Origin of the sequence: Nonomuraea sp. NPDC049695 (assembly GCF_040674955.1) — a bacterium.
Taxonomy (GTDB): Bacteria; Actinomycetota; Actinomycetes; order Streptosporangiales; family Streptosporangiaceae; genus Nonomuraea; species Nonomuraea helvata.
This window is the reverse complement of the sequence record NZ_JBFANV010000025.1, coordinates 17,222-41,399: the sequence shown is the minus strand read 5'-3', so window position 1 is coordinate 41,399 and position 24,178 is coordinate 17,222. Positions and strand designations below refer to the sequence as shown.

Below are 24,178 nucleotides of genomic sequence, written 5' to 3'. Positions count from 1 at the left end.
GCGTGCACGTCTTCCCCCGCTACGCCGCCAAGGACCCGTCCCAGGCCGCCGCGCTGATCAGGGAGAACCCGTTCGCCCTGGTGGTCAGCGCGGTGGACGGCGTCCCCGTCGCCACGCACGTGCCCGTCATCCCGGACGAGGACCGTGTCACCCTGGTCGGCCACATGGCCCGCGCCAACCCCCACTGGCGCTCCTTCGAGTCCTCGCCCGACGTGCTCGTCGTCTTCTCGGGACCCCACGGGTACGTCTCACCCACCGTGTACGGCACCGACCCGGCCGTGCCGACGTGGGACTACGCGGCCGTGCACGTGACGGGCCGGGTCGAACTGCTCGACGACGCGCTCGACGTGGTGGAGCGGACCGTCGCGGCCCTGGAGTCGGCGCGCTCGACGTGGTGGAGCGGACCGTCGCGGCCCTGGAGTCGGCGCGCTCGCCCGCGTGGGAGCCGACCCCGGCGTCCAGGGAGAGGTTCGCCGCGCTGCTGCCCGGGGTAGTGGCTTTTCGGGTGTATGTGCATACCGAGAAGAGCATGTTCAAGCTGAGCCAGGACATCGACGCCGAGCGGTACGCGCGTGTCCGCGCCTCGTTCGCCACCGAGAACCCCCGGCTCGCCGACCTGATGGACGGTTCATGACCTTTCCCACCTTCACGTCGTCAGAAATCGATCCCCGAGCACGTGGCAAGGAGCTCGGCACGCACCGGCGCAAGGCGATCATCGCCAACCTCGCCGGCTACTCCGACCTGTTCACCGTCGCCGGCGCCACCGCGGGGCAGGTCCGCGCGTGGGGCGAGCAGGCACTCGAGCGCACCGCGGACTGGGCGCCGCACCTGGCGGAGGAGATCTCCGGGATCGCGGCCGGCGCCGGCCTGCGGCCCTGGCAGGTCGCCGTCGTCAACGCGCGCACCGAGATCCTGGCCGCCATCGACGCGACCGGCGAGGGGGAGTGCTCCACCTCCGTCGTGCTGCCGGGCGACGGCCTGCCGCCGCGTACGGTGCAGACCTGGGACTGGCACGACCACCTGCGCGACGCGCCCATGCTCTGGGAGCTGGAGCCACGCCCCGGGCATGTCGTGCGCACGTTCACCGAGGCCGGGGCGCTCGCCAAGATCGGCGTGAACACGGCCGGGCTCGGCATCCACTTCAACATCCTGCGCCACGACTCCGACACCGCCGACCTCGGCGTGCCCGTGCACCTGATCGCCCGCCGGATCCTCGACGACGCGACCACGGTGGAGGAGGCCGCCGACATCGCGCGCTCCGCCACGGTGTCGGCCTCGACCGTCATCACGGCGGTGACCTCGTCGGACGCGGGCTCGATCGAGATCTCCCCGGCCGGCGTCGCCGTCATCCCGCCGGAGCCGGACGGCGTGCTGCAGCACTGCAACCACTTCCTCGACCCCGGCCTGGCGGCCCGCGAGCGGCACGCCACCGACCGGCCCAGCACGTACGCCAGGCTCCAGCACCTGCGGGCCAGCACCGAGAGCCTGAAGAGCGACGACCACACCACGCGCGCGCTGGCCATGCTCAGCCACGGCCCCGACGACGCGCCCGTCTGCGCCCACCCCGACCAGACGCAGCCGATCAACCAGCGCTGGGAGACCGTCGCGACGATCGCGCTGGACCTGCCCGCCGCGCGGCTGCGGGTGCACCAGGGCGGGCCGTGCCAGGTCACCGAGGCGACCTGGCAGACATTCTGAGCTAGTGGAACGCGCCGATCCCGGTGAGGGCCTTGCCCAGCACCAGGGAGTGGATCTCGGACGTGCCCTCGTAGGTCAGCACCGACTCGAGGTTCACGGCGTGCCTGATCACCGGGTACTCCAGGGTGATGCCGCTCGCGCCGAGCAGCGTGCGGCACTTCCTGGCGATCTCCAGGGCCTCGCGCACGTTGTTCAGCTTGCCGGCGCTGATCTGCTCGGGGGTGATCGTCCCCGCCTCCTTCAGCCGGCCGAGGTGCACGGCGAGCAGGAGGCCCTTGCCCAGCTCCAGCGCCATGTCGGCGAGCTTGTCCTGGGTGAGCTGGTACGACGCCAGCGGCCTGGCGAACACCTCGCGGTCGCCCGCGTACGCGATCGCCGTCTCCAGGCAGTCGAGCGCCGCCCCCATCGCCCCGAACACGATCCCGAACCGCGCCTCGTTCAGGCAGCCGAGCGGCCCCGACAGGCCCCTGGCTCCCGGCAGCACGGCCTCGTCCGGCAGGCGCACGCCGTCGAGCACCAGCTCGCTCGTCACGCTCGCGCGCAGCGACACCTTCTGCTTGACGTCGTTCGCGGTGAAGCCGGGCGTGCCCGCCGGGACCAGGAAGCCCCTGACGCCCTCGTCCGTACGCGCCCAGACCACCGCCACGTCCGAGACCGAGCCGTTGGTGATCCACATCTTGGTGCCGTTCAGCACCCAGTCGCCGCCCTCCCGCTTGGCCGTGGTCCGCATGCCCGCCGGGTCCGAGCCGAAGTCCGGCTCGGTCAGGCCGAAGCAGCCGATGCGCTCGCCGGCCGCCATCGCGGGCAGCCACTCCTGCTTCTGCTCCTCGCTGCCGTACTTCCAGATGGCGTACATCGCGAGGGACCCCTGCACCGACACCAGGCTGCGCAGCCCGGAGTCCGCCGCCTCCAGCTCCAGGCAGGCCAGCCCGTACGAGACCGCGCCCATGCCGGCGCAGCCGTACCCGTCGAGGTGCATGCCGAGCACGCCGACCGAGCCGAGCGTGCGGGCCAGCTCGCGGGCCGGCAGCTCCCCGGCCTCGAACCAGGCGGCGACGTGCGGGCGGATCTCCCGGTCGCACACGCGCCTGACCGTGTTCCTGATCTCCCGCTCCTCCTCGGTCAGCAGCGTGTCGAGGGCGAACAGCGCGGTCGGGGTGACCATCCGGGCTCCTTTGTATTTTGGATCCAATATTGAAAATCCAATATGGCATAGTTAGGGTGCGTTGACCATGGACGTTCTGAATCTCATCGGTGGTCGCTGGGTCGAGGGAGCGGGCGAGGAGTTCGCCGACACCAACCCGGCCAGGCCCGGCGAAGTGGTCGCGAGGGGGCGGTCCGCCTCCGCGGCCGAGGTGGAGCGGGCGGTCGCCGCGGCCCGTTCGGCGGCGCCCGAGTGGGCGGCGACGCCGCACCACGCCCGCGCGGCCGTGCTCGTCGCCGCGGCGGACCTCGTCGACGGCTCGGCCGACGAGTGGGGCGCCGAGTTGGCCCGTGAGGAGGGCAAGACGCTGCCGGAGGCGGTCGCCGAGGTGCGCGGCGCGGCCCGGATCCTGCGCTACTACGCGGGCGAGGCCGACAGGGAGAGCGGTGAGATCTTCGCTTCTCCGCGGCCCGGCGAGAACGTCCTCGTGGTCCGCAAGCCCATCGGCGTGGCGGGGCTGATCACGCCGTTCAACTTCCCGATCGTCATCCCCGCCTGGAAGATCGCCCCGGCCCTCAGCTACGGCAACACCGTCGTGTGGAAGCCGTCCTCGCTGGTGCCGTTGCTGGCCTACCGGCTGGCGCAGGCATTGACGTCGGCCGGGCTGCCCGACGGGGTGCTCAACCTCGTGTACGGCGAGAGCGAGGTCGGCTCGGCCGTCGTGGACCATCCCGGCGTGGACGCGATCTCGTTCACCGGCTCCACCGCGGTCGGGCGGGCCGTGATCGCGCGCTGCGGCGAGCTGGGCAAGCCCGTGCAGACGGAGATGGGCGGCAAGAACGCCTCCGTGGTGCTCGCCGACGCCGACCTCGACCACGCCGCCGAGCAGGTCTGCCTCGGCGCGTTCCGCTCGACCGGCCAGAAGTGCACGGCCACCTCGCGGCTCATCGTGGCCTCCCAGGTCGCGGACGAGCTGCTGGAACGGGTGGCCGACCGGGCCGCCCGACTCGTGGTCGGCGACCCGCTGGAGTCCGGCGTCGAGATGGGCCCCCTGGTCAGCTCCGCCGCCCGCGACCGGGTGACCGCAGGGATCGCGCAGGCCGTGGAGGAAGGGGCCAAGCCGCTGGCGGGCGCCGCCTCGCCGGAGGGGGAGGGCTGGTTCGTGCCGCCGACCGTGCTCGACCTGCCGGGGATCGGGCTGGACTTCTGGCACACCGAGCTGTTCGGGCCCGTGGTCGGAGCGGTGCGGGCCTCGGGGACCGAGGAGGCGCTGGAGCTGGCCAACCTGAGCGACCACGGCCTGTCGGCGGCTCTGTTCACCCGCGACCTCGGGGTGGCGCTGCGGGCGGTCGAGCGGCTGGACGTCGGCGTGCTGCACATCAACTCGGAGTCGGCCGGGACCTTTCCCTACGTGCCGTTCGGCGGGACGAAGCAGAGCGGCTTCGGGCCCAAGGAGCAGGGACGGGCCGCCCGCGAGTTCTACACCCGCACGACGACCGTCTACATGGGGACGCCGGCGTGACGGGTCCGCTCTCCGGGCTGCTGGTGGCCGACTTCAGCCGGGTGCTGGCGGGGCCGTACGCGACGATGCTCCTCGCCGACCTGGGAGCCGAGGTGGTCAAGGTCGAGCGGCCGGGCGCCGGGGACGACACCCGCGCCTGGGGGCCGCCCTACGCGGCCGGCGGCGAGGCGACGTACTACCTGGGCGTCAACCGCAACAAGCGCTCGATCGCGCTCGACCTGCGGGCGGACGCGGAGGTGGCGCGGGCCCTGGCCGCCCGGGCGGACGTGCTCGTGGAGAACTTCCGGCCCGGCACGATGGAGCGGCTCGGACTCGGTTACTCCTCGCTGCGCGAGCTCAACCCCGGCCTGGTGTACTGCTCGATCACCGGGTTCGGCTCAGGACCGGGTGCCGGGCTGCCGGGGTACGACCTGATCGCGCAGGCCGTCGGCGGGCTCATGAGCGTCACCGGGGAGCCGGACGGGTCGGGGACGAAGGCGGGCGTGGCGCTGGTGGACGTGATCACCGGCCTGCACGCCGGGCTGGGCATCCTGGCCGCGCTCCGCCACCGTGACCGCACCGGCGAGGGGCAGCGCGTCGAGGTCTCGCTGCTCTCCTCCCTCCTCTCGGCGCTCACCAACCACGCCTCGGCCTACGCCGCCGCCGGGGTGGTGCCCCGGGCGATGGGCAACCGGCATCCGAGCATCGTCCCGTACGAGGTCTTCGAGGCCGCCGACCGCCCGCTGGTGATCGCGGCCGGGAACGACCGCCAGTTCCGGGCCCTCTGCGAGGCGCTGAACCGCGCGGATCTCGCCGGCGACTCCCGCTACGCCACCAACGCGGGCCGGGTCGCCGCCAGGGACGACCTCGTCGCGGAGCTCAACGCGGCCCTGGCCGCCCGTACGGCCGACGAGTGGTTCGAGACGCTCACGGCCGCCGGGGTGCCCTGCGGCCCGATCAACGACCTGGCCGCCGCCTTCGCCCTGGCAGAGGAGCTCGGACTGGAGCCCTCCGTACAGGTGGACGGCGTCGGGCAGGTCGCGAACCCCCTGCGGCTCAGCGCCACCCCGCCCTCCTACCGCCGCCCGCCGCCCGGGCTCGGACAGGACGATGCATGGGTTCGTGAGATATTGGGGCCGTGAGTCCGGACGAGGCACGCAGGCCGCCGACGGCCCAGCAGTTCGTGCTGGCCGAGCTGCGCCGCGCCATCACCACCGGCCGCCTCCGCCCCGGCACCCCCATCCGGCAGGACGCGCTGGCCGAGGAGCTGCAGGTCAGCCGCGTCCCCCTGCGCGAGGCGCTGAAGACGCTCGAAGGCGAGGGTCTGGTCACCTACAAGGCGCACAAGGGCTACTGCGTCGCCGTGCTCTCGCTCGACGACCTGCGCGAGGTCTACCGCATCCGCGAGCTGCTGGAGGAGGAGGCAGTCCGCCACGCCGTCGCCCGGCTCACGGACGACGACCTCGACCGGCTGGAGTCGGCCCAGGAGGAGGTCGAGCGGGCCGCCGCGGCGGGCGACGTGTCGGCCATGGCGACGGCCAACCGGCTCTTCCACATGACGCTGTTCGACCTCGCGGGCCTGCCGCGCCTGGCCCGCCTGATCAGGACTCTCTGGGACACGACGGACGCCTACCGCTCGATGTACTACGGCGACGCGGGCAACCGGGAGCGGGTCGTCAAGGAGCACCGCACCACGCTCGACGCCCTGCGCCGCCGTGCCGCCGACGAGGCCGTGGCGACGCTCAACGTCCATCGCGATCACGCGGTCGCCGAGCTGGAGTCGCTCCTCGCCCGTCCCTCATGAGGGGGCGCAGTGGTCGCGGCAGCCGCCGAACCGGTCGGCGTCAGGCTTGACGAACGCCGTCCTTGGCAGGAGGGGGAGGACCGCCCTCATCGTGGCCTTCCAGATGGGGCCGGGGATCGACAGGCCGTACACGCCGTCGTAGTGGAGGCCGCCGATGGTGATGTCCGACAGCTTGTGCCGGTTCGGGTCGAGAGGATGGCCGAGAGCGACGGCGGAGGTCAGGTCGGGGGTATAACCGGCGTACCAGGCGGTGGTGAAGGCGTCGGCGGTGCCCTCCATGGCCGCCACGTCCCGGCCGAGGCTGAGGGGATTCGCGGACTGCGCCTCCGCCAGCACACGGTTCACCGCGTCGGCGACCGGCGGCTCCAGCACCTCCTGGCACTGCGCGGCGAAGGTTCGGACAAACGCTCCGTCGCGCACCTCCGTGACCGCCCTTGGCTGACAGCGCCTGCCCCGGGCGGCGAGGGTCGCATACGAGTTGGCGACCGAGACTGGGTCCACCTCGTTGACACCCAGCGGGAACGTTTCGTACTCCTGCAGCGGCATGCCGTCGCCCCGCTCGAGCCCGAGACGCTTGGCGGCCTGCACGCTCTCGCACAGGCCGACCGTCTCGGTCAGCTTCATGAAGAAGGTGTTCTCGGCGGCCTGGGTGCCGGAGCGCAGCGTCGTGAACTCGCTGTGGCGCTGCCTCGCGTTGGTGATGGTGAAAGACGGTTCGCCGGTCGCCTGGCCCTTGCAGTTCTTGAACGCCGTGTAGCTCGATGCCTTATACCCGGCGGCGTACGGGAAGCCGTCGTCGAAGCGCATGCCGCCTTCCAGCGCCGCGGTCAGCGTGTACGTCATCGCCGTGCTGCCCTGCTGGAAGGCGAGCACGTCGTCGGGGGCCTTGCTGGTGGCCATGGCCCTGATCTCGCCGGTGCCCGGGACGATCATGACCTGGGCGGCGATCGGCTGGTCGTCACGGCTGACGAACTGGTCGATGGCCTGCTGGGCGGCCTGCTGCATGCGCGGGTCGATCGCCGTCTTGATGGTCAGGCCGCCGCGGGCGAGCAACTGCTCGCCGAGCTCGTTCTTCACCCGCGTGCACAGGTACGCGTACCGGCCGGACGCGCAGTCGCCGGTGAACTCCTCGATGACGGTGCCCTGGGCGTCCACCAGCACGTTCGGCCGGCTCGCCGTGGCGGCGACCGCCAGATGTTCACGCGGCGGCACGCTCGCGTCGCCGTCCCGCAGCAGCAGGAAGCCGGCGGCCAGCAGCGCGCCCACCCCGATGGCGCTCACGCCGACGTGTAATCGCTTCATGCGGTCCCCTCGGAGAGCAACGGCTCGGCCGGCTTATTATGACCCGTTCCGCTCGGCCAGTCGGACCACGGCGGCCACGACGTCGGGGCCGGTCAGCATGGACAGGTCGTTGTGGCCCGCCCCGGCCACCTCGACGGTCGTGACGTGGCCGGCCGCCGCCTGGGCGACCGCTCTGCTGAGCCGCGGGGGCACGATGGTGTCGCGCGTGCCGTACACGACCACGACCGGTGCCCGGATCCGCGCGACGTTCTCCGCGACCGGGAAGCGGTCCCGCAGCAGCGGCCTGACCGGCAGGAACGGGTAGTTGGCCTGCCCGGCGGCGGCCAGGTCGGTGAACGGTGAGCGCAGCACGAGGCCGTCGGGCGGGCGCTCCAGCGCCAGCCTCGTGACCACGCCCGCGCCCAGACTCTCGCCGAAGTAGATGACGCGGGAGCCGCTGATGAGCTCGCGGGCGGCCAGGGCGTCGCGGTGGAGGCCCTCCTCCGTCGGCGTGCCCGGGTTGCCGCCGTAGCCGCGGTAGTCCATCAGGAGCACCGCCAGCCCGTGCTCCGACAGGGCGCGGGCCAGCGGGGCGCGGTCCCGTCTGTTGCCCGCGTTGCCGCCGGCGATCAGGACGGTGACGTCGCGGGTGCCGGGCACGTACCAGCCGGCGAGCCGGAGGCCGTCGGAGGTGGTGAACGAGACGTCGCGCGCGCCCGGGACCACCTCCCCGGCGGGCGGCACCGGGGCCCGGTCGGGGAGGTAGATGAGGTGCCGCTGGAACACCCACAGGAGGGCGAGCAGCAGGACCAGCACCGCGACGACCACGAGAGCGGTGCGCGTCAGCGTCGTCACCTTGCCACTATGCCGCCTTGGATGACGTGGCGGATGTGGGTGGGGTCGGCGAGGACGTCGATGTCGGACAGCGGGTCGCCGTCGAGCACCAGCAGGTCGGCGTGCGCGCCCACGGCCAGCGTGCCGAGCTCGCCCGCCATCCCCACCAGCTCCGCCGCCCCGACGGTGGCGGCCCGCAGCACGTCGATCGGCTGCTGCACCTCGCGCCGCAGCCGGAACTCGTGGTTCTGGTGCCGGTGCATGCCCCCCAGCAGGTCCGTCCCGTACGCCAGCCGCACCCCGCCCCGGGCGGCGCGCTCCAGCGCGGCCAGGCCCGCCTCGAGCACCTCGTCCACCTTGCGCCAGCTCCGCTCGGGCAGCCCGAAGTCCATGCCCTCTTCCTTGAGCGCCCAGTACGTCACCAGCGTCGGCACCAGGAACGCGTCGTGCCGCAGGAACAGCTCGACGCTCGTGTCGTCGATCAGGTTCCCGTGCTCGATGGAGCGTACGCCCGCCTCGAGCGCCCGGTTGGCGGCCCTGGCGGTGTAGGCGTGGGCGGCGACGTACCGGTTGGCGGCCTCGGCCTCCTCGACGACCGCGCGCAGCTCGTCCATGGAGTACTGGGTCGAGTCGATGCGGTCGGTCGGGGAGGCCACGCCGCCGGAGGCCATGACCTTGATGTGGTGCGCGCCCTTGCGCAGCTCGTCGCGGGCCGCGGCGCGTACCGCGTCGACGCCGTCGGCCACGCGGCCGACGCCCGCGCAGCACGGGTGGTCGTCGTGCAGGTGCTCGCCGCGGCCGCGGAAGTCGGCGTGGCCGCCCGTCTGGCTCAGCCCCTTGCCGCAGAACAGCAGCCGCGGGCCCCGGATCAGCCCCTCCGCCTGGGCGTCGGCCAGCCCGAAGTCGGCGCCGGACGCGTCGCGGACCGTGGTGAAGCCGCGGTCGAGCATGTCGCTCATGATCCGGGCGCTGTGGGCGGTCACGTACGAGGGGGACATGGCGCCGAGCGAGCCGAGGTTCGCGGTGGAGGCGGTGACGTGCACGTGCGCGTCGATCAGGCCGGGCACCACGTGGGCGCCCGCGACGTCGATCACCCGCGTGCCCTCCGGAGCGCTCAGCCGGGGCCCCGCCTCGACGACGCGGCCGTCCTCGCAGCGCAGGTCGCCTTCGGCGTACTCGCCGCTCGCCACGTCGAGCACCAGGGCGTCACGCAGCAGCAGGCCGCTCACGCGTCACCTCCACGCAGCGCCGGTACGGCGAGCGGGGCCAGCGTCCGGGCCGCCGCCACCGACTCCTCGTCATAGCTTCCCTCGGCGTCGAGGATGTTCAGCACGCCGAGCACCTCCCCTTCATGAACCACCGGAATGTTGATGATCGACCCGCAGCCCAGGCTCTCGATCAGCTCGTGGTCGGCGAAGATCTCCCGCACGGCGGCCCGGTCCCTGCCGAAGTACGGCTCGCGCCCCTCGATGCACCGCGCCAGCCAGCCCTGGGCGACCTCCACGGTCTTCTCCCCGCCCACCGGATACTGCTCAGGATGGCTGCTGTGGATCCGTCGCAGCGCGCGCCGCTCCGGCACCCAGGCCAGGACGGTGAACAGCCGCACTCCCACCTCCTGCCGCACCCGGTCCTCGAGCTCGGTCAGTACGGTCATCGGGTGACCTCCTTGGCGGGTTCCGTCAGTTCCTCCAGCGATCGCCCGGCCGTGGCCAGGCCGAACACGACCACGCACACCACCCCGGCCGCGAGCACCGCCGTCGTCAGGCCGAACACGCCGCCGAAGCCGAGCTTCGCCGCCGACAGCCCGATGATCGTCGGAGCCAGGATGCTGCCGACCCGCCCGAACGCGCTCGACAGGCCGGTGCCGGTGGCGCGGATCCAGGTGGGGAAGACCTCGGGGGTGTAGGAGTAGACGCCCGCGTACGTGCCGTTCAGGAAGAACGACAGCACCGCGCCCGCGAGCGTGATCGTGACGGGCGTGTCCATCTGCGACAGCCAGAACGCGCTGACCGCCGAGCCGGCCAGGTAGATCGCGATGATGTTCTTGCGGTCGAGCCGCTCCGACAGCCAGGCGGCCGAGAAGTAGCCGGGCACCTGCGCCAGGTAGATGATGATCGAGAACTCGAAGCTCTTGGTCACCGTGATGCCGCGCTGCACGAGCAGGGTGGGGATCCACGAGAAGAACCCGTAGTACGAGAACGTGATCACGAACCAGACCAGCCACGTGACCGCCGTGCGCCTGGCCATGACCGGGCTCCACAGGAAGCGGAGCGCGCTGAGCGGGTTGACCTTGGCCGTGCCGGTGGAGGGCGCGACCGCGGACTCGGGCACCGGCGGGAGCGGCCGGCCCGTGGCCCGCTCGACGCGGCGTTCGAGGTCGGCGACCACCGACTCGGCCTCGTCCACGCGGCCGTTCTGCAGCAGGTAGCGCGGCGACTCGGGCAGCGAGCGGCGCCACCACAGCAGCATCACGATCGGCAGCGCGGTGACCACCTGCGCGATCCGCCAGCCGTCGTCCATCGTCGGCACCACGAACCGCCCGATCAGCGCGGCCGCCACGAACCCGAACGAGAAGAACCCGGCCAGCGCGCCGATGAACCAGCCGCGCCGCTTGGCCGGGACGAACTCCGACAGGAACGGCGCGATGATCGCGCTCTCCGCGCCCGCGCCCGCCCCGGCGAGCACCCTGGCCGCCAGGAACACCTCGTAGTTCGGGGCGAACGCGGCGACCACGGAGAAGACGGCGTAGAAGGCGAGCGCATACATCATCACCTTCTTGCGGCCGATGCGGTCGCCCAGCAGGCCCGCGACGGTCGCGCCGAAGAGGAAGCCGAACGGGGTCGCGGACCCGATGAAGCCGAGCTGGCCGTCGGACAGGCTCCAGGCGTCCTTCGCGCTCGGGAGCAGGAACGCGACCACGGCCGAGTCCATGCCGTCGAAGGTGTAGCCGAGGCCGCCGATGAGGAGGAGTAGGTAGTGGGGACGGCTCAGCGGGAGCCGGTCCAGACGGGCCAACAAGGTCATCGAAGAACACCTTTCCCCAGGTCGTGGCCCTTCAGGTCAATTGCGCAGCAACATATAGTGCGAAAACTCCGAAATGCAATGGTCTTTGCAAGTTGATGGCGGCACGACCGCGTAGCATGTTCCGCCGGGACGCTGGGAGAGGGACACGTGACAGAGCACGCCAGGGACGGCTTCGAGGGCTGGCTGCGCGCCCGCGTGCCCGCGCGTGGCCTGCGCGGCAAGGCGGCCGCCGTGCTCGAGGTGCTGCTCTCGCAGCCGCGCCGGGCCTCGTTCGGGTCGGCCGGGGAGCTGGCGCAGCTCGCGGGGGTGAACGTGGCGACGGTGACGCGCACCGCCCAGGCGCTCGGGTTCGCGGGGTGGCCGGCGCTCCAGCAGGAGCTGCGCGCCCGCTACCTGTCCTCGCTGAGCGCCGGCCAGGTCGCCGCCGAGCACCGGGGCAGCGGCTCGCCCAGCTCCCGTTCGCTCCGCCGCGACCTGGACAGCCTGGCGCTGCTGAACCGGCGCCTGGACGAAGGGGTGCTGGTGGCGATCGCCGAGGCCGTCGCCGCGGCCCGCCGTACGGTGATCGTCGCTGACGGCAGCTACGCGGCCGTCGGGCTCGCCCTCGCGCACAACGCCCGCCTGGCGGGCTATCCCGTCACGGCCGTGACCAACGGCGACGCGGAGCTGGCCAACACGGTGGCCGCCATCGGGGCGGGGGACGTGATGGTGGCGATCAGCTTCTGGCGGCTGTACGAGAGCACGGTCCTGGCCGCCAACCTGGCCCGTTCGCGCGGGGCGCGGGTGTTCGCCCTGACGGACGCGGCCAGCCCCGCGCTGGCCGACGCGGCGGAGGAGGTGGTGATCGTGCCGGCGGAGGGTGAGGCGTTCTTCCCGTCGCTGACGGCCGGCATGGCGGTCGCCCAGGCCCTGGTCACCCAGCTCGCCGCCGTGGACCCGGCCCGCACGGGGGCCTCGATCGAGGCGGCGGAGTCCATGTGGACGCGCTTCGGCCTCCTGCACCGCCGCCCGGCCGCTCCCCAGGCGTGAGCGGTCATTCGCGCCGCAGCGCCCCACGGGCCGGGGGCGAGGGCTGATTGACGATCATGTTGGCGAACTGCGCGCCGACGAGCTCGTAGTCCAGCTCATCGTCCCCGCTCAGCGTCAGCTTCACGTCCGCCAGCACCGAACAGGAGCCCACGTTGTACGTCGTCGACAGCCGCAGCACCACCGGGCCGCCACCGGACTCCAGGTAGAGCAGCCCCCTGCACTGGCCGCCGTTCGTGGTGAACTGGCCCACCATCGCCGTCAGCGAGCCCGGCGTGATGGTCAGCGTGGTGTTGTACGAGCCCCAGCCGGGGACCATCCAGTCGATCCGGCCGCTCCAGGTGCCCTGGTAGTCCTCCGGCACGGAGACCGATTCGTCCGGCGAACTCCCGACGACCGGCTCGGCCGTCCTGGACCTGCCGGACGGCGAAGGGACGGCCATCGTGGTGGTTCCGGGCGCCGGGCTGGGGGTGGGCTTGTCGTCGGATTTGTTCGCCATGAGCACGACCGGGATCAGCGCGGTGACGACCGCGGCGCAGGCGCCGATGATCGCGACGATGATCTGGACCCGGTGGTCCTTCTTCGGCTCAGCAGGAGGAGCTGTCACGTTCCAAACCGCCCGTCTGGAAGTCCGCGCCAATCACCGAGAACATCCACCCCTGCCGCCTTCGCGTTACTCGGACCGATGAGTTCCGGCGGGCACGCGGATTTATAGGAGAGGAGTGACACCGGAGCACTGGGCCAGGAGGACCGATGAGCACGATGGTGATGATCAGGTACGAGACGCGGCCCGAGGCGGCCGAGGCCAACCAGCGGCTGATCGAGCAGGTCTTCGCCGAGCTGAACGCCGAGGACCCCGGCGGGCTGCGCTACATGTCGTTCCGGCTGGCCGACGGGGTGAGCTTCGTCCACGTCGCGATCACCGAGGGCGACGATTCGCCGCTGGCGAAGTCGGGCGCGTTCGCCGAGTTCCAGCGCGAGCTCGGCGAACGGCTGGCCGGCGGTCCGGTACGGGTGGAGGCGACGCTGGTCGGCTCGTACGGGATGGGTGGCTGAAAGGCCGGTGCGGGGCGGGGCTAGAGCCAGCTGGCCCGGACGCTGTCGCTGCCCGGCGCGTCGCTCGGCGGGGTGGCGAGGGCGCCGGAGCGGACGCCGTCGAGCAGGCGGCTGACGGTGTCGACGATCTCAGGGGCGCGCTCGCGCAGGCCCGCCACGTCGGCCGGGCTGATCTCGTCGCGGCCCACCCCGGCCTGGTCGAGCACGCCTTCGAGGTCGGCCAGCCGCTCCGCCAGCCACTTCAGCGGCTCGCCGGAGAGCTGCTCGTCGAACACCCGCCGGCCCGGCTCCCACCCCCGCAGCGCGGGGTGATGGTGGGTGCGGTCGAAGCTCCCCGGGGTGCCGGTGACCGACTCCAGCAGGTCCACCCGCCAGAGGGGCCGGTCGACGGTGATGGGCCGCGCCGAGTAGATCGATCCCTGCAGCTCGCCCGGCTCGAGCCTACGCAGCTCCAGGCGCACGCCCCGCTCGGCGCCCTCCTGGCCCGCGGTCGGGTTGGGGTCGACGAAGTAGATGTCGCTCACAGCCACGCCGATGCGCTCGAAACCGAAGAGGTAGAGCACGGGGAACCACTTCCTTTGCGTTTCAGGGTCCGGAGAGGTCGTGGTCAACGTACCCACCTCAGGCCCGCGCCGACCGCGCTGTCAGCGGCCGGCGCTGACCTCGGGGGAGCCGATGCCCGGCCCCACCCGCGGGACCTGCCCGGACGTCCCCCGGCCCAGCAGCAGCGTGCCCAGCCAGATGAACGCCATGCCCACGGCGGCCAGGGCCGACTCCCTGCCCGTCTGGTACATCCCGACGGCCAGCACCACCATGCCGAGGGTCGTCACGCCCGCGCTCACGACCGTGACCCGCCCCAGCGCGGCCAGGATCACTGCCAGCGCGACCAGGGCGCCGAAGAACACCTGCGCCTCGATCCCGTACACGATCGCCTCGAACCCGGCCCCCGGCTCGCCGCCGAACCCCGCGTACAGGACCGTCACCAGCCGCACGACGGCGGCGGCCAGGCCCAGCAGCGCGACGCCCGTCGCCGCCTCCAGCGCCACCCGGCGCCCGCCCGCCACCGGACCGGCCATGCCGCGCAGCCCCAGCGTCATGACGCCGAACATGAGGAACCCGGCCAGGCACGCCACGTGCGCGGCCGTCCACCAGAGGCCGCCCGCGATGTCGGAGCCCGTGGGGCGCATGAGGAGCCAGCCGCCGAGCAGCGCGGCGGGCGCGGCGGTGAAGGAGATCTGGGTGAGGCGGTTCATGGTGACCACGATGCCGTCTCGAGAGGGAGGCACTCATCGGTGATCGCCCCTGACTTTCCCCTGAGCCGCCCCGGTCAGGTCAGGAGGCGGTCGCGCGGCGGCCGTTGATCCACACGTTCCGCAGGACCAGGTCCGTCACGTCGCGTATGACGTCGTCCTCGGCCATCTGCTCGAAGACGCTGTCCGTCACCCGTACGCCCCTGATGGGGTTGGCCGGGTTGCCGATCAGGGAGAACGCCCGGGGTGCGGTCCCGGCCCGCAGGCGGCGGACGTCGATGCCGCCCACGTAGGGGTAGTAGGGGCCGGTGTCCTTGTTCTCGTAGTTCAGGGCCACCTCGATCACCGCGTCGGCCGCCTGCGTCACCGTGATGTCCCTGAAGTAGACGTCCCTGACGTAGCCGCCGCGATCGGGGTTGGTCTTGACGCGGATCGCGCGCTCCAGGTTGGGGCTGCTCATCGTGCAGTTCCAGGCGAAGACCCAGCGCACGCCGCCGGTGGTCTCGCTGCCGACGGTCACGCCGCCGTTGCCGTCGCGCATCACGCAGGAGTCGACGAGGACGTTCATGGTGGGGGCGTTCACCCGGCGGCCGTCGGCGTTCTTGCCCGCCTTGATCGCCACACAGTCGTCCCCGGTGTTGAACTCGCACCGCTCGATGAGCACGTCCACGCACGACTCGGGGTCGCAGCCGTCGTTGTTGGGGCCGTTCGGGCTGTCCACGGTGACCTCGCGGATGGTCACGTTGGTGCACAGGACCGGGTGGATGTTCCACATGGGGGAGTCCTTGACCGTCACGCCCTCGATGAGGACGTTGCGGCACCGGTAGAGCTGGATGAGGTTCGGGCGCAGATAGTGGCCCTCGCCGAACACCCGCTCCGCCACCGGCACGCCCTGCTCGGCCATGGTCGCGAGCAGGGTCTTGTCGGGCTTCTCGGCCGGCGGCGGGTCGCCTGACCAGTCCCACCAGTGCGTGGCGTCGGCCTGGCCGTCGATCGTGCCGCTGCCGGTGATGGCGACGTTCGTCCGGTCGTAGGCGTAGACGAACGGGGAGTAGTTCATCAGCTCGACACCCTCGTAGCGGGTGTACACGACCGGCAGGTAGTCGGCCGGGTCCCGGCTGAACCTGATCGTCGCGCCCGCCTCCAGGTGCAGCTCGATGTTGTCGGCCAGGTGGATCGCACCGGTGAGGTACGTCCCCGCGGGCACGAGCACCCGCCCGCCGCCCGCCGCGGCGCAGGCCGCGATCGCCTGCTTGAACGCGTCGGTGCACATCGAGGCGCCGTCGCCGACCGCCCCGTGGTCGGTGACGGCGAAGGTGCGGCGGGGGAAGCGGGGCGGCCGGATGCGCCGCCTGATCTGCGGCACCTTGGCCCACGCGTCGGCCTCATGGCTGGTGGCCGCCTCCGCCCGGCCGGCCAGTTGGGGCGCCAGCGCGGCCCCGGCGGCCGCGGCCAGGAACCTCCTGCGATCCATCGTGTTCTCCTATCCGTGGGCCATGGAGATGCCGCGCCGCTCGACCAGGGTGTGCTCGCCGACCTGGTACGGCTCGACGCGGCGTACCGCCGTGTAGAAGTGGTGGAGGCGGCCGTCGCGGGAGACGAGCGCGGGCTTGTGCGCGTAGGTGTCGTCGGCCGAGCCGGGCGGACCCACGTCGATGAGGATCTCGCCGCTCTTGTGCCAGGTCCGCAGGTCGCGGGAGACCGCGTAGCTCTCGCGGGCGTGCCCGTCGAAGGAGAGCCCGAAGTAGAACATCACCCACCAGTCGCCGTCCCGCAGCACGCACGGGTCGGAGGCGAACCGCTCGTCGAAGTCGCCCTCGCCGCCGTGCGGCACGACCGGTCCGGGGTACGGGCGCTCCCAGCGCTCGAGATCGGGCGAGACCGCGTAGCCGATCTGCTCGCGCCAGCCGTCGTAGGTGCGGTTCTTGGCGTTGTAGAAGCAGTAGTAGAGGCCGTCGTGGCGGAGCAGCCACGACTTGTAGAGTCCGCCGCGCTCCCACGCGCCGCCGTCCTGCGGGCGCAGCACCGACCCGGTGTCCTCCCAGGTACGCAGGTCGTCGCTGACGCAGAACCCGATGACCGCCGCGCCCCTCTCCATGCCGGGCTCGGGATAGGCGTGGTACGTGCCGACCGCCCGTCCGTCCAGCCAGGTCACCTGGCCGGGGGAGCCGAGCCGGTTGTCGCGGACGATCGAGGTGAGCGCCGCGTTGTAACTCCGGTACGGGTGGCCGGGGTCGCGCGGCAGGATCACCTCGCCCGGGGTCCACGACACCAGGTCGGCCGAGCGGCTCAGCGCGCTCTGGTAGCCGGTCCCGTCGAAGCCGACGTACGTCATGAGATACTCGCCGCCGTCGGAGCAGACGAAGGGACAGTCCACGAAGAGGCTGTCGAACCTGCCCGGCTCCCGCGACGGCCCGACCAGCAGCCGCCCGGCCTTGTGCGGCGTCCTGACGCGCGCGGCGTCGATCATCGGCCCATCCCGAACGTCCACCGCCCGGCGGGCACCTCATAGGCACGTCCCCCCAGCGGAACCGTTCCGTCCGGCACGGCGTGCCGCGCGAGGCCCAGGTCCGGCAGGCGCACCTCGGCCGACGAGCCCGCCGGGACCTCCACGTCGAGCGCGAACTCCCCGTCACCACGAGTCCACGAGACCTCGACCGTCCCGTACGGCGTCCCGGTGCGCGCCCGCACCGACTCCAGGTCACCGGGCGCGGCGGGCTCGATCAGCAGCCTGCGGAAGCCGTTCGACCCGGGCGCCTGGCCGATGCCGCCGAGGCCGCGGTAGAACCAGGCGTCGATCGCGCCCAGCATGTAGTGGTTCTGCGACAGCCCTCGCGTCGGCCCGTCCCACGCCTCCGTGAGCGCGGTGGCGCCGTGCCGCACCTGGTAGCCGTAGCTGGGGTGGTCCGTCGAGGTGGCGAACTTCCACAGCGCGTCGTGCCGTCCCGCGCGGCCGAGCACCCGGAACAGCGCGGGCAGCGCGATCTCCCCGACCGTGATGCCGCCGCCCGCCACCTCCTCGGAGATCCGGTCGAGCACGCGCTCGTCGGTGAGGACGCCCATGTCGAGCGCGAGGAGCTCCGACGCCTGGCTCGGGCTGCCGGGCAGGGTGCCGGCGAAGGCGGCGGTGATCTGCTCGGTCAGGGCGCGGTAGCGCTTGGCGTCGTCGTCGCGCCCCAGCACGCCGGCCACACGCGCCATCGTGCGCGCCGCCCGCCAGTAGCCCCAGGTCGAGACCAGCGGCACCGGGGTCGAGGAGTCGATGCCGATCCAGTCGCCCAGGCCGTGGTCCAGGACGCCGTCCTTCGCCTTGCCCGTGAGGTAGTCGACGTAGCGGCGCATCGCGTCGTAGTGCGTCTCCATCGCCGACGGGTCGCCGTACCAGCGGTAGAGCTGCCAGGGGATGCGGACGATCGCGCCGCCCCAGTTGGGATCGTCCCTGAACGGCGGGTCGAACACCAGGAACTCCGGCGCGATGTCGGGCACCAGCCCCTCGCCGGTCTGCGCCTCCGCGATGGTGACCAGCAGCTCGCGGTAGTAGGCGGCGACGTCGTAGTTGTGGGCCACGACGTCGAAGAGCAGGTGGGTCTGCTCCAGCCAGCCCAGCTTCTCCCGGTGCGGGCAGTCGGTGAGCACGCTGTACATGTTGCCCCGCACCGCCCTGTCGATGATCTTGTGGATGTCGTTGACGAGGGGGTTCGAGGTCTCGAAGCCTCCTGTGGGGGTGTTGTCGGCGCGCAGCACGAGCGCCGTCACGGCCTCCTCGCCGACGTGTGCGGGCAGGCCCTGGACCTCGACGTAGCGGAAGCCGTCGTAGCGGAAACGCGGGTGCCAGGTCTGCGGCCCGTCCTTCGTCACGTACGTGTTGAAGATCGGCGCGCCGGTCGTGGGCTTCGACTGCACCACGCGGCCGTACGCGTCGAGCTGGTCGCCGGGGACGAGCCGCAGGTAGTGCCCGGCGGGGAGGTCCAGGCTCAGCTCGGCCCAGCCCGCGACCACCGTGCCGACGTCGAAGACCGGCGTGCCGTCGGTGGCGACGAGCTTGGCGGTCGCGGGCAGCCGCTCGGTGACCCTGATCGGCGGGCAGGCCCGCGAGCGCAGAACGTCTTTCGCGGCGGGTACCACGGTCACGGTGCGCCACTCCGTGGCGGTGCGGCGGGCATCGTGGTCCTCGCCGCCGTACCAGTGCGAGCGCACGGTCGGGCCCTCGGCCGCCCGCCAGCCGGCGTCCGTGCCGAACCGGTCGTGCGCGCCGTCGGCGTAGTCCACCTCGAGCTGGGCGATCGCCATCGGGGCGCGCATGGAGCCGAAGAACTTCATGTACCGGTCCTGGTGCGGGAACACGTGCGCGATCCCGGGGCCGAGCTCGACGCCGACCGTGTTCGCGCCCTCCCGCAGCAGCTCCGTCACGTCGTGCGTGGCGTACACGACCCGCCTGGTGAAGTCGGTGTACGGCGGCTCCAGCACGGCGTCGGTCACCGGCGCGCCGTTGACCGACGCGACGTAGACGCCGAGCCCGGCGACGTGGAGGCGGGCGCGGGCCACCGGCTTTCCCAAGGTGAACCCGCCCTGGAGCAGGGGGAGCGGCCTGCCCTCTCCCGCGCGGGGGTTGCCCTCGTCGTACCAGTCGGGGTGGGTGATCCACGAGGCCGTCCAGTCGTCCGGGCTCAGCAGCCCCAGCTCGAAGCGGGCGGCCGGGCTCCAATCGGACCATTCGCCGTTCGCGTCGCGGATCCGCACGCGCCAGCGCGCGGCCGTGCGGCTGGTCAGCGGCCGCCCGCCGTACACCACCCGCTGCTCCGAACCGCTGACCTCGCCGCTGTCCCACAAGCCCGGCTCGACCTGTACGTGGTAAGCGGTCTGCGCCGTGGTGCCGGTCAGCTGCCAGCTGAGCGCCGGCCGGGTGATCTCGATGCCGAGGGGGTCGGTCAGGTCGCACGTTCGCAGGTTCGTCACCATGGCGTGGGCTCCAAGTCAGGTGATCTTGATCATGTACGCGGCCTTCGTGGGCGGTTCCGGGGGCAGGTCGGCGTAGAGCGCCTCCTCGGCCAGCCGCCAGGTGAGCGGGCCGTGGCCGAGGAGCTCGACCGTGGCCGGGCGGCCTTTCAGCAGGCCCTCGCCGGTGCCCAGGCTGGTGATCGCGGCGGTCCGGCTCTCCGGCCAGGCGAGCAGGGTGGCGTACACCGTGTCGCCGCGCCTGGTGAAGCGGATGTCGCCCGGCCGGTAGGCGCGGTCGGCCTCGTTGTAGCCCTCGTAGCCCCTGGTCTCGCCCATACCCGTCACGCCCTCGGCGGGGCGCAGCCAGGGCGTCGTGCCGTACACCCCTTCGCCGCACACCCTCAGCCAGTCGCCCACCTCGCCCAGCAGGGCGCGCGCCCGGGCGTCCACGGTGCCGTCGGCGCGCTGGGGGACGTTGAGCAGCAGGCAGCCGTTCTTGCTGACCACGTCGATCAGCGTGTGGAGGACCTGCTGCGCGGTCTTGCGGGGGTGGAACATCGGGTCGTCGTCGGAGCAGTCGAACCACTCGCCGTCGCTGGTGTCGAACTGCCAGGGATGGGGCTGGGCGTCGTCGAGCTGGCGGCGTTCGCAGTCGAGGACGACGGCCGTGCGGTCGGCGTCGGGGACGTCCTTGACGGTCACGAGCCCGCCGGTCGGGCAGGTGCTGTAGTAGTGGGCCAGCAGCTCGAGGCCTCGCGTGCTGACCGGCTCCGACTCGACCACACTGCCCGCGTCGAACGGCAGGCGGCCGTCGTCGAGGTAGACCAGGTCGGGGCGGTAGCGGTCGAGCGCCTCGCGGACGCGGGCGTAGAACCGGTCCGCCACGGGTGGCGGGGGCTTGGCTCCCGGGGCGTGCCTTGCCGGGTAGAGCTCGGCCGGGTCCATTCCCTCCCACCAGGTGCCCTGGCCGTCCCGCTTGCTCAGCGCGCCGTCGTGCGGCTCGCCGGTGGCGGGGTCGGTGCCGTGCGCGACGTCGAGCCAGCGCCAGGTCCAGTTGTGGTGGAAGCTCAGTCCGAACGGCAGTCCCGCCGCGCGGGCCGCCCGCTCCCACGCGCCGACGATGTCGCGCCGGGGGCCGACGCGGGTGGCGTTCCAGGCGTGCTGCTTGGAGTCCCAGAGGTCGAAGTTGTCGCAGTGGGTGGCCAGGGCGACGAAGTAGCGGGCGCCGCTGGAGACGTACAGGTCGATCAGCTCTTCGGGGTCGAAGCGCTCGGCGTGCCAGCGACGGAAGAGGTCCTTCGCGCCTTCTCCCGGACCGAAGTGTTCGCGGTGGTGGGCGTGCTGGCGGTCGGCCCTTCGCCGTTCCCAGGGCTCGGAGCAGGGCTGCATGCCGTAGAGGTGGCGGGCGTACCAGTCGCCGGAGCTCGCCACGGACTGCGGCCCCCAGTGCGACCAGATGCCGAACTTGGCCGCTCCGAACCAGTCGGGGATGCGGTGACGGCGTAAAGACTCCCAGTCCGGCAGAAATTCGCTCAATGGGCGCACCTACCTTATTGAAACGATTTACCTATGGTATATTTATTCATCCTCTGTTGTCAATGCATCAGCGACTCCGCAGCCTTGTGGGCTCCGTGGGGTGGTCAGCGCTGATTCCGGCGTATACCGTTAAAACGTTTTGTCTCGGAGGCACGTTCGGTATGGTCGATTTCCACGAGGACCCGGCGCCGGGCTCCGGGCGGCGTGCGGCGCGTGCGGACTTCCTCTCCGACGCGCCGCGCCTGTCGCTCAACGGCCGGTGGCGCTTCCGCCTCTCGGACACGGCCGACGGCACCGGCCCGTCGCTGCCCGACCCGGCACTCGACGACACCGGCTGGGACACGATCCGGGTGCCGTCGCACTGGGTGCTGGAGGGGTACGACCGCCCGCTCTACACCAACACCGCCTACCCGTTCCCCATCGATCCGCCGCGGCTCCCCGAGCACAATCCCACGGGCGACTACCGCCTCGGCTTCGACCTGCCCGCCGACTGGCCCCGGGGCCGGACCGTGCTGCGCTTCCAGGGGGTCGACTCCTGCGGCACCGTGTGGCTGAACGGCTCGTTGCTCGGTCACTCGAAGGGGAGCAGGCTGCCGTTCGAGTTCGACGTCAGCGGGCTGGTCCGGCCGCGCGGCAACCTGCTCGCCGTACGCGTGCAGCGCTGGTCGTCCGGCAGCTACCTCGAGGACCAGGACATGTGGTGGCTGCCGGGCATCTTCCGCGACGTGGAACTGCTCGCCCGCCCCTCGGGCGGCATCGACGACTTCACCGTCCACGCCTCCTACGACGCCTCCGGCCGCTCCGGCACTCTCCGCGTCACCGCCGACGCCCCCGGCCTGGTCGAGCTCCCCGAACTGGGGCTGGCCCTCGCCACGGGAGAGGAGGTCACCGTCCCGGACGTCGAGCCGTGGAGCGCCGAGCACCCGCGCCTCTACCGCGGCACCCTGAAGGCCGCCGGCGAGACGATCGACCTGCCGATCGGCTTCAGGACCGTCGAGATCGCCGGCGGGCGGCTGCTCGTCAACGGGGCGCCGGTGCTGTTCCGCGGCGTCAACCGGCACGAGCACCACCCCGAGCGCGGGCGCGCCCTCGACCGCGACACCATGATCCGCGACATCGAGCTGATGAAGCAGCACAACGTCAACGCCGTACGCACCGCCCACTACCCGCCGCACCCGGAGTTCCTGCGGCTCTGCGACGAGTACGGCCTGTGGGTGGTGGACGAGTGCGACATCGAGACCCACGGGTTCATCTACGCGGGCTGGGAGGGCAACCCGCCGGCCGAGCCGATGTGGCGCGACGCGCTCCTCGACCGCGCCCGGCGCATGGTGCGGCGCGACAGGAACCATCCCAGCGTGGTGATCTGGTCCCTGGGCAACGAGAGCGGGAGCGGGCCGGCGTTCGAGGAGATCGAGCGGTGGATCAGGGCGCACGACCCCAGCAGGCCGCTGCACTACGAGCGCGACCCGAGCTACCGCCACTCCGACTTCTACAGCCTGATGTACCCGTCGCTGGACGACCTGGAGCGCATCGGGGAGCGGAAGGAGGACACGCCCGAGGGGGTGACAACGGGGTCGCCCGACGACGTACGCCGTCGCGGGCTGCCGTTCCTGCTGTGCGAGTACGCCCACGCCATGGGGAACGGGCCCGGCTCGCTGAGCGACTACCAGGCGATTCTGGAGGCGCACGAGCGGTTCTGCGGGGCGTTCGTGTGGGAGTGGATCGACCACGGGCTGACCGGGCACGACCCGCTCGGCCGCCCGTACTACCGGCACGGCGGCGACATCGACTACGAGCCGAACGGGGGGCGGTACTGCCTGGACGGGCTGCTGTTCCCCGATCGCACGCCGTCGCCCGGCCTGGCGGAGCTGCGCAAGGCGATCGAACCGGTCGGGATCACGGTGGACGCGGCGGCCGGTGAGGTGGTCATCGCCAACAAGCATGACCTGACCGACCTCGGCCACCTGGACTTCCGCTGGTGGGTGGAGGTGGACGGCTCCCCGGTGGGGCAGGGCGGGCCGCTGCCCGTGCCGTCGTGCGGGCCGCGTGAGAGGGTGCGGGTGCCGATGCCCGAGGTGGCGGTCGCGGCGGAGGGCGAGACGTGGATCACGGTCGAGGCGGTGCTCGCGACCGCCACGCGCTGGGCGCCGGCCGGACACGTGGTCGCCTTCGGCCAGGCCTGCCTCGGCACCGGCACTCGCCGCCGCCGCCCGCTTCCCGCGGTGAGCGAGGCGTCCGACGGGGAGCTGCGGCTGGGCGGGGCGGTGTTCGAGCCGAGAAGCGGGCGACTGACCCGGCTCCACGACCTCGCGCTGGACGGACCGGTGCTCGACGTGTGGCGCGCCCCGACGGAGAACGACCGCGGCCAGGGTCCGAGGAACGCGCTGGCCGCCGACTGGGCGGCCGTGGGGCTCGACCGCTTCCTCCACCGCACCGGCGACATCGAACGGCCAGACGATCGCACGCTCGTCGTCCACGGCCGCAGCGGCCCGGCCACCCGGACACTCGGCTTCCTCACCACGTACACCTGGCGATGGCAGGACGGCGCACTGCACCTGCGGATCGAGGCCGAGCCCGTCGGCGACTGGGACGACACCGCGTACGGCCACCTCGACGTGAGCCCGCCGCGCATGGGCGCCAGGTTCGCGCTGCCCGGCGGCTACACCGACGTCGAGTGGTTCGGCCGGGGGCCGGGCGAGTCGTACGCCGACAGCCGGGCGGCCGCGCGGGTCGGCCGGTTCGCGCTGCCGATCGACGCGCTCCAGACCCCGTACGTCGTGCCGCAGGAGAACGGCAACCACGTCGAGACCCGCCGGCTGGAGCTGTCGGGTGCGGGGCTGCCGACGCTGCGCGTGGACGGCGAGCCGTACCTGGACTTCACCGCGCGCCGGTGGACGAGCGAGGCGCTGCAGGCCGCCCGCCGCCCTTACGACCTGCGCGACTCCGGTCGCGTCTGGCTGAACCTGGACCACGGCCAGCAGGGCATCGGCAGCGCCTCCTGCGGTCCCGCCCTGCCCGAGCGGTACCGGCTGCCGGTCCGGCGCTACTCCTGGTCGATGACGTTGACCGCGCTGAGAGGATTCTGA

Annotated in this window: 21 protein-coding genes; 8 read left to right on the top strand and 13 right to left on the bottom strand. The window is 72.2% G+C overall.

Features of this window, described 5'->3' with window-relative positions:
- The first annotated feature begins 2 nt into the window (after positions 1-2).
- Both AB0J64_RS22490 and AB0J64_RS22485 read left to right on the top strand, forming a co-directional pair.
- Positions 3-494 carry an FMN-binding negative transcriptional regulator gene (locus AB0J64_RS22490; protein ID WP_364029703.1) on the top strand — a complete coding sequence of 164 codons (492 nt, stop codon included), beginning with the start codon at positions 3-5 and terminating at the stop codon, positions 492-494.
- A gap of 136 nt (positions 495-630) precedes the next feature.
- Positions 631-1,698 carry a C45 family peptidase gene (locus tag AB0J64_RS22485; RefSeq protein WP_364029700.1) on the top strand — a complete coding sequence of 356 codons (1,068 nt, stop codon included), beginning with the start codon at positions 631-633 and terminating at the stop codon, positions 1,696-1,698.
- 1 nt (position 1,699) lies between these two features.
- Here AB0J64_RS22485 and AB0J64_RS22480 read toward each other — a convergent pair whose 3' ends face one another.
- Positions 1,700-2,863 carry an acyl-CoA dehydrogenase family protein gene (locus tag AB0J64_RS22480; protein ID WP_364029697.1) on the bottom strand — a complete coding sequence of 388 codons (1,164 nt, stop codon included), beginning with the start codon at positions 2,861-2,863 and terminating at the stop codon, positions 1,700-1,702.
- Between the two features lie 67 nt (positions 2,864-2,930).
- Between AB0J64_RS22480 and AB0J64_RS22475 the strand changes: the two genes are divergently transcribed.
- Genes AB0J64_RS22475 through AB0J64_RS22465 form a run of 3 tightly spaced genes read left to right on the top strand, consistent with a single transcriptional unit; the run spans position 2,931 to position 6,147 of the window.
- Positions 2,931-4,364, top strand: coding sequence for an aldehyde dehydrogenase family protein (locus AB0J64_RS22475; RefSeq protein WP_364029694.1), 1,434 nt, complete (start codon positions 2,931-2,933; stop codon positions 4,362-4,364).
- The gene (locus AB0J64_RS22470) at positions 4,361-5,485 is read left to right on the top strand and encodes a CoA transferase (RefSeq protein ID WP_364029691.1); all 1,125 of its coding nucleotides are present in this window, start codon (positions 4,361-4,363) and stop codon (positions 5,483-5,485) included. Before AB0J64_RS22475 ends, AB0J64_RS22470 begins: the two co-directional genes overlap by 4 nt.
- A complete protein-coding gene (locus AB0J64_RS22465) occupies positions 5,482-6,147 on the top strand; it encodes a GntR family transcriptional regulator (RefSeq protein WP_364029688.1) in 666 nt (221 codons plus the stop codon). Before AB0J64_RS22470 ends, AB0J64_RS22465 begins: the two co-directional genes overlap by 4 nt.
- Here the strand turns inward: AB0J64_RS22465 and AB0J64_RS22460 are convergent.
- From AB0J64_RS22460 to AB0J64_RS22440, 5 genes are read right to left on the bottom strand one after another with little or no spacing between them, the layout of a single operon-like run.
- On the bottom strand, positions 6,142-7,449 hold the full coding sequence (locus AB0J64_RS22460; protein WP_364029685.1) for a penicillin-binding transpeptidase domain-containing protein: 1,308 nt from the start codon (positions 7,447-7,449) through the stop codon (positions 6,142-6,144). The genes AB0J64_RS22465 and AB0J64_RS22460 overlap by 6 nt on opposite strands.
- Before the next feature lie 36 nt (positions 7,450-7,485).
- Positions 7,486-8,283 (bottom strand): alpha/beta fold hydrolase, encoded by a 798-nt coding sequence (locus tag AB0J64_RS22455; RefSeq protein WP_364029682.1) that lies wholly within the window; start codon positions 8,281-8,283, stop codon positions 7,486-7,488.
- Complete coding sequence (locus tag AB0J64_RS22450; RefSeq protein ID WP_364029679.1) at positions 8,280-9,491, bottom strand: amidohydrolase family protein; 1,212 nt, start codon at positions 9,489-9,491, stop codon at positions 8,280-8,282. Before AB0J64_RS22450 ends, AB0J64_RS22455 begins: the two co-directional genes overlap by 4 nt.
- Positions 9,488-9,916 carry a GAF domain-containing protein gene (locus AB0J64_RS22445; RefSeq protein ID WP_364029676.1) on the bottom strand — a complete coding sequence of 143 codons (429 nt, stop codon included), beginning with the start codon at positions 9,914-9,916 and terminating at the stop codon, positions 9,488-9,490. The genes AB0J64_RS22450 and AB0J64_RS22445 overlap by 4 nt, the downstream gene beginning before the upstream one ends.
- Positions 9,913-11,286 carry an MFS transporter gene (locus AB0J64_RS22440; RefSeq protein WP_364029673.1) on the bottom strand — a complete coding sequence of 458 codons (1,374 nt, stop codon included), beginning with the start codon at positions 11,284-11,286 and terminating at the stop codon, positions 9,913-9,915. Before AB0J64_RS22440 ends, AB0J64_RS22445 begins: the two co-directional genes overlap by 4 nt.
- A 147-nt stretch (positions 11,287-11,433) precedes the next feature.
- On the opposite strand from AB0J64_RS22440, the gene AB0J64_RS22435 reads away from it, so the two are divergent.
- Positions 11,434-12,315 carry a MurR/RpiR family transcriptional regulator gene (locus tag AB0J64_RS22435; RefSeq protein WP_364029670.1) on the top strand — a complete coding sequence of 294 codons (882 nt, stop codon included), beginning with the start codon at positions 11,434-11,436 and terminating at the stop codon, positions 12,313-12,315.
- Positions 12,316-12,319: 4 nt separating this feature from the next.
- Here AB0J64_RS22435 and AB0J64_RS22430 read toward each other — a convergent pair whose 3' ends face one another.
- Complete coding sequence (locus tag AB0J64_RS22430) at positions 12,320-12,919, bottom strand: hypothetical protein (RefSeq protein ID WP_364029667.1); 600 nt, start codon at positions 12,917-12,919, stop codon at positions 12,320-12,322.
- A 146-nt stretch (positions 12,920-13,065) separates the two neighbouring features.
- On the opposite strand from AB0J64_RS22430, the gene AB0J64_RS22425 reads away from it, so the two are divergent.
- Positions 13,066-13,368 carry a hypothetical protein gene (locus AB0J64_RS22425; protein WP_364029664.1) on the top strand — a complete coding sequence of 101 codons (303 nt, stop codon included), beginning with the start codon at positions 13,066-13,068 and terminating at the stop codon, positions 13,366-13,368.
- A gap of 20 nt (positions 13,369-13,388) precedes the next feature.
- On the opposite strand, the gene AB0J64_RS22420 is transcribed toward AB0J64_RS22425, so the two are convergent.
- The 6 genes from AB0J64_RS22420 to AB0J64_RS22395 form a co-directional block, all read right to left on the bottom strand.
- On the bottom strand, positions 13,389-13,931 hold the full coding sequence (locus tag AB0J64_RS22420; RefSeq protein WP_364029661.1) for a hypothetical protein: 543 nt from the start codon (positions 13,929-13,931) through the stop codon (positions 13,389-13,391).
- Positions 13,932-14,012: 81 nt separating this feature from the next.
- Complete coding sequence (locus AB0J64_RS22415) at positions 14,013-14,621, bottom strand: hypothetical protein (RefSeq protein WP_364029658.1); 609 nt, start codon at positions 14,619-14,621, stop codon at positions 14,013-14,015.
- Positions 14,622-14,700: 79 nt separating this feature from the next.
- On the bottom strand, positions 14,701-16,092 hold the full coding sequence (locus AB0J64_RS22410) for a glycoside hydrolase family 28 protein (protein WP_364029655.1): 1,392 nt from the start codon (positions 16,090-16,092) through the stop codon (positions 14,701-14,703).
- Between the two features lie 9 nt (positions 16,093-16,101).
- Entirely contained in the window at positions 16,102-17,109 is a 1,008-nt protein-coding gene (locus AB0J64_RS22405) for a hypothetical protein (protein WP_364029652.1), read from the bottom strand.
- A complete protein-coding gene (locus AB0J64_RS22400) occupies positions 17,085-19,577 on the bottom strand; it encodes a family 78 glycoside hydrolase catalytic domain (RefSeq protein WP_364029650.1) in 2,493 nt (830 codons plus the stop codon). The genes AB0J64_RS22405 and AB0J64_RS22400 overlap by 25 nt, the downstream gene beginning before the upstream one ends.
- Before the next feature lie 15 nt (positions 19,578-19,592).
- Positions 19,593-21,092: an alpha-L-fucosidase gene (locus AB0J64_RS22395; protein WP_364029647.1), complete on the bottom strand. Its 1,500-nt coding sequence runs from the start codon at positions 21,090-21,092 to the stop codon at positions 19,593-19,595.
- A 161-nt stretch (positions 21,093-21,253) separates the two neighbouring features.
- On the opposite strand from AB0J64_RS22395, the gene AB0J64_RS22390 reads away from it, so the two are divergent.
- Complete coding sequence (locus tag AB0J64_RS22390; protein WP_364029644.1) at positions 21,254-24,178, top strand: glycoside hydrolase family 2 TIM barrel-domain containing protein; 2,925 nt, start codon at positions 21,254-21,256, stop codon at positions 24,176-24,178.

Excerpts from the sequence above, each read along its gene's own strand:
- AB0J64_RS22410 (WP_364029655.1), bottom strand. The coding sequence starts at position 16,092 with ATGGATCGCAGGAGGTTCCTGGCCGCGGCCGCCGGGGCCGCGCTGGCG.
- AB0J64_RS22400 (WP_364029650.1), bottom strand. The coding sequence starts at position 19,577 with ATGGTGACGAACCTGCGAACGTGCGACCTGACCGACCCCCTCGGCATC.
- AB0J64_RS22480 (WP_364029697.1), bottom strand. The coding sequence starts at position 2,863 with ATGGTCACCCCGACCGCGCTGTTCGCCCTCGACACGCTGCTGACCGAG.
- AB0J64_RS22425 (WP_364029664.1), top strand. The coding sequence starts at position 13,066 with ATGAGCACGATGGTGATGATCAGGTACGAGACGCGGCCCGAGGCGGCC.
- AB0J64_RS22460 (WP_364029685.1), bottom strand. The coding sequence starts at position 7,449 with ATGAAGCGATTACACGTCGGCGTGAGCGCCATCGGGGTGGGCGCGCTG.
- AB0J64_RS22415 (WP_364029658.1), bottom strand. The coding sequence starts at position 14,621 with ATGAACCGCCTCACCCAGATCTCCTTCACCGCCGCGCCCGCCGCGCTG.
- AB0J64_RS22440 (WP_364029673.1), bottom strand. The coding sequence starts at position 11,286 with ATGACCTTGTTGGCCCGTCTGGACCGGCTCCCGCTGAGCCGTCCCCAC.
- AB0J64_RS22445 (WP_364029676.1), bottom strand. The coding sequence starts at position 9,916 with ATGACCGTACTGACCGAGCTCGAGGACCGGGTGCGGCAGGAGGTGGGA.
- AB0J64_RS22475 (WP_364029694.1), top strand. The coding sequence starts at position 2,931 with ATGGACGTTCTGAATCTCATCGGTGGTCGCTGGGTCGAGGGAGCGGGC.
- AB0J64_RS22390 (WP_364029644.1), top strand. The coding sequence starts at position 21,254 with ATGGTCGATTTCCACGAGGACCCGGCGCCGGGCTCCGGGCGGCGTGCG.
- AB0J64_RS22485 (WP_364029700.1), top strand. The coding sequence starts at position 631 with ATGACCTTTCCCACCTTCACGTCGTCAGAAATCGATCCCCGAGCACGT.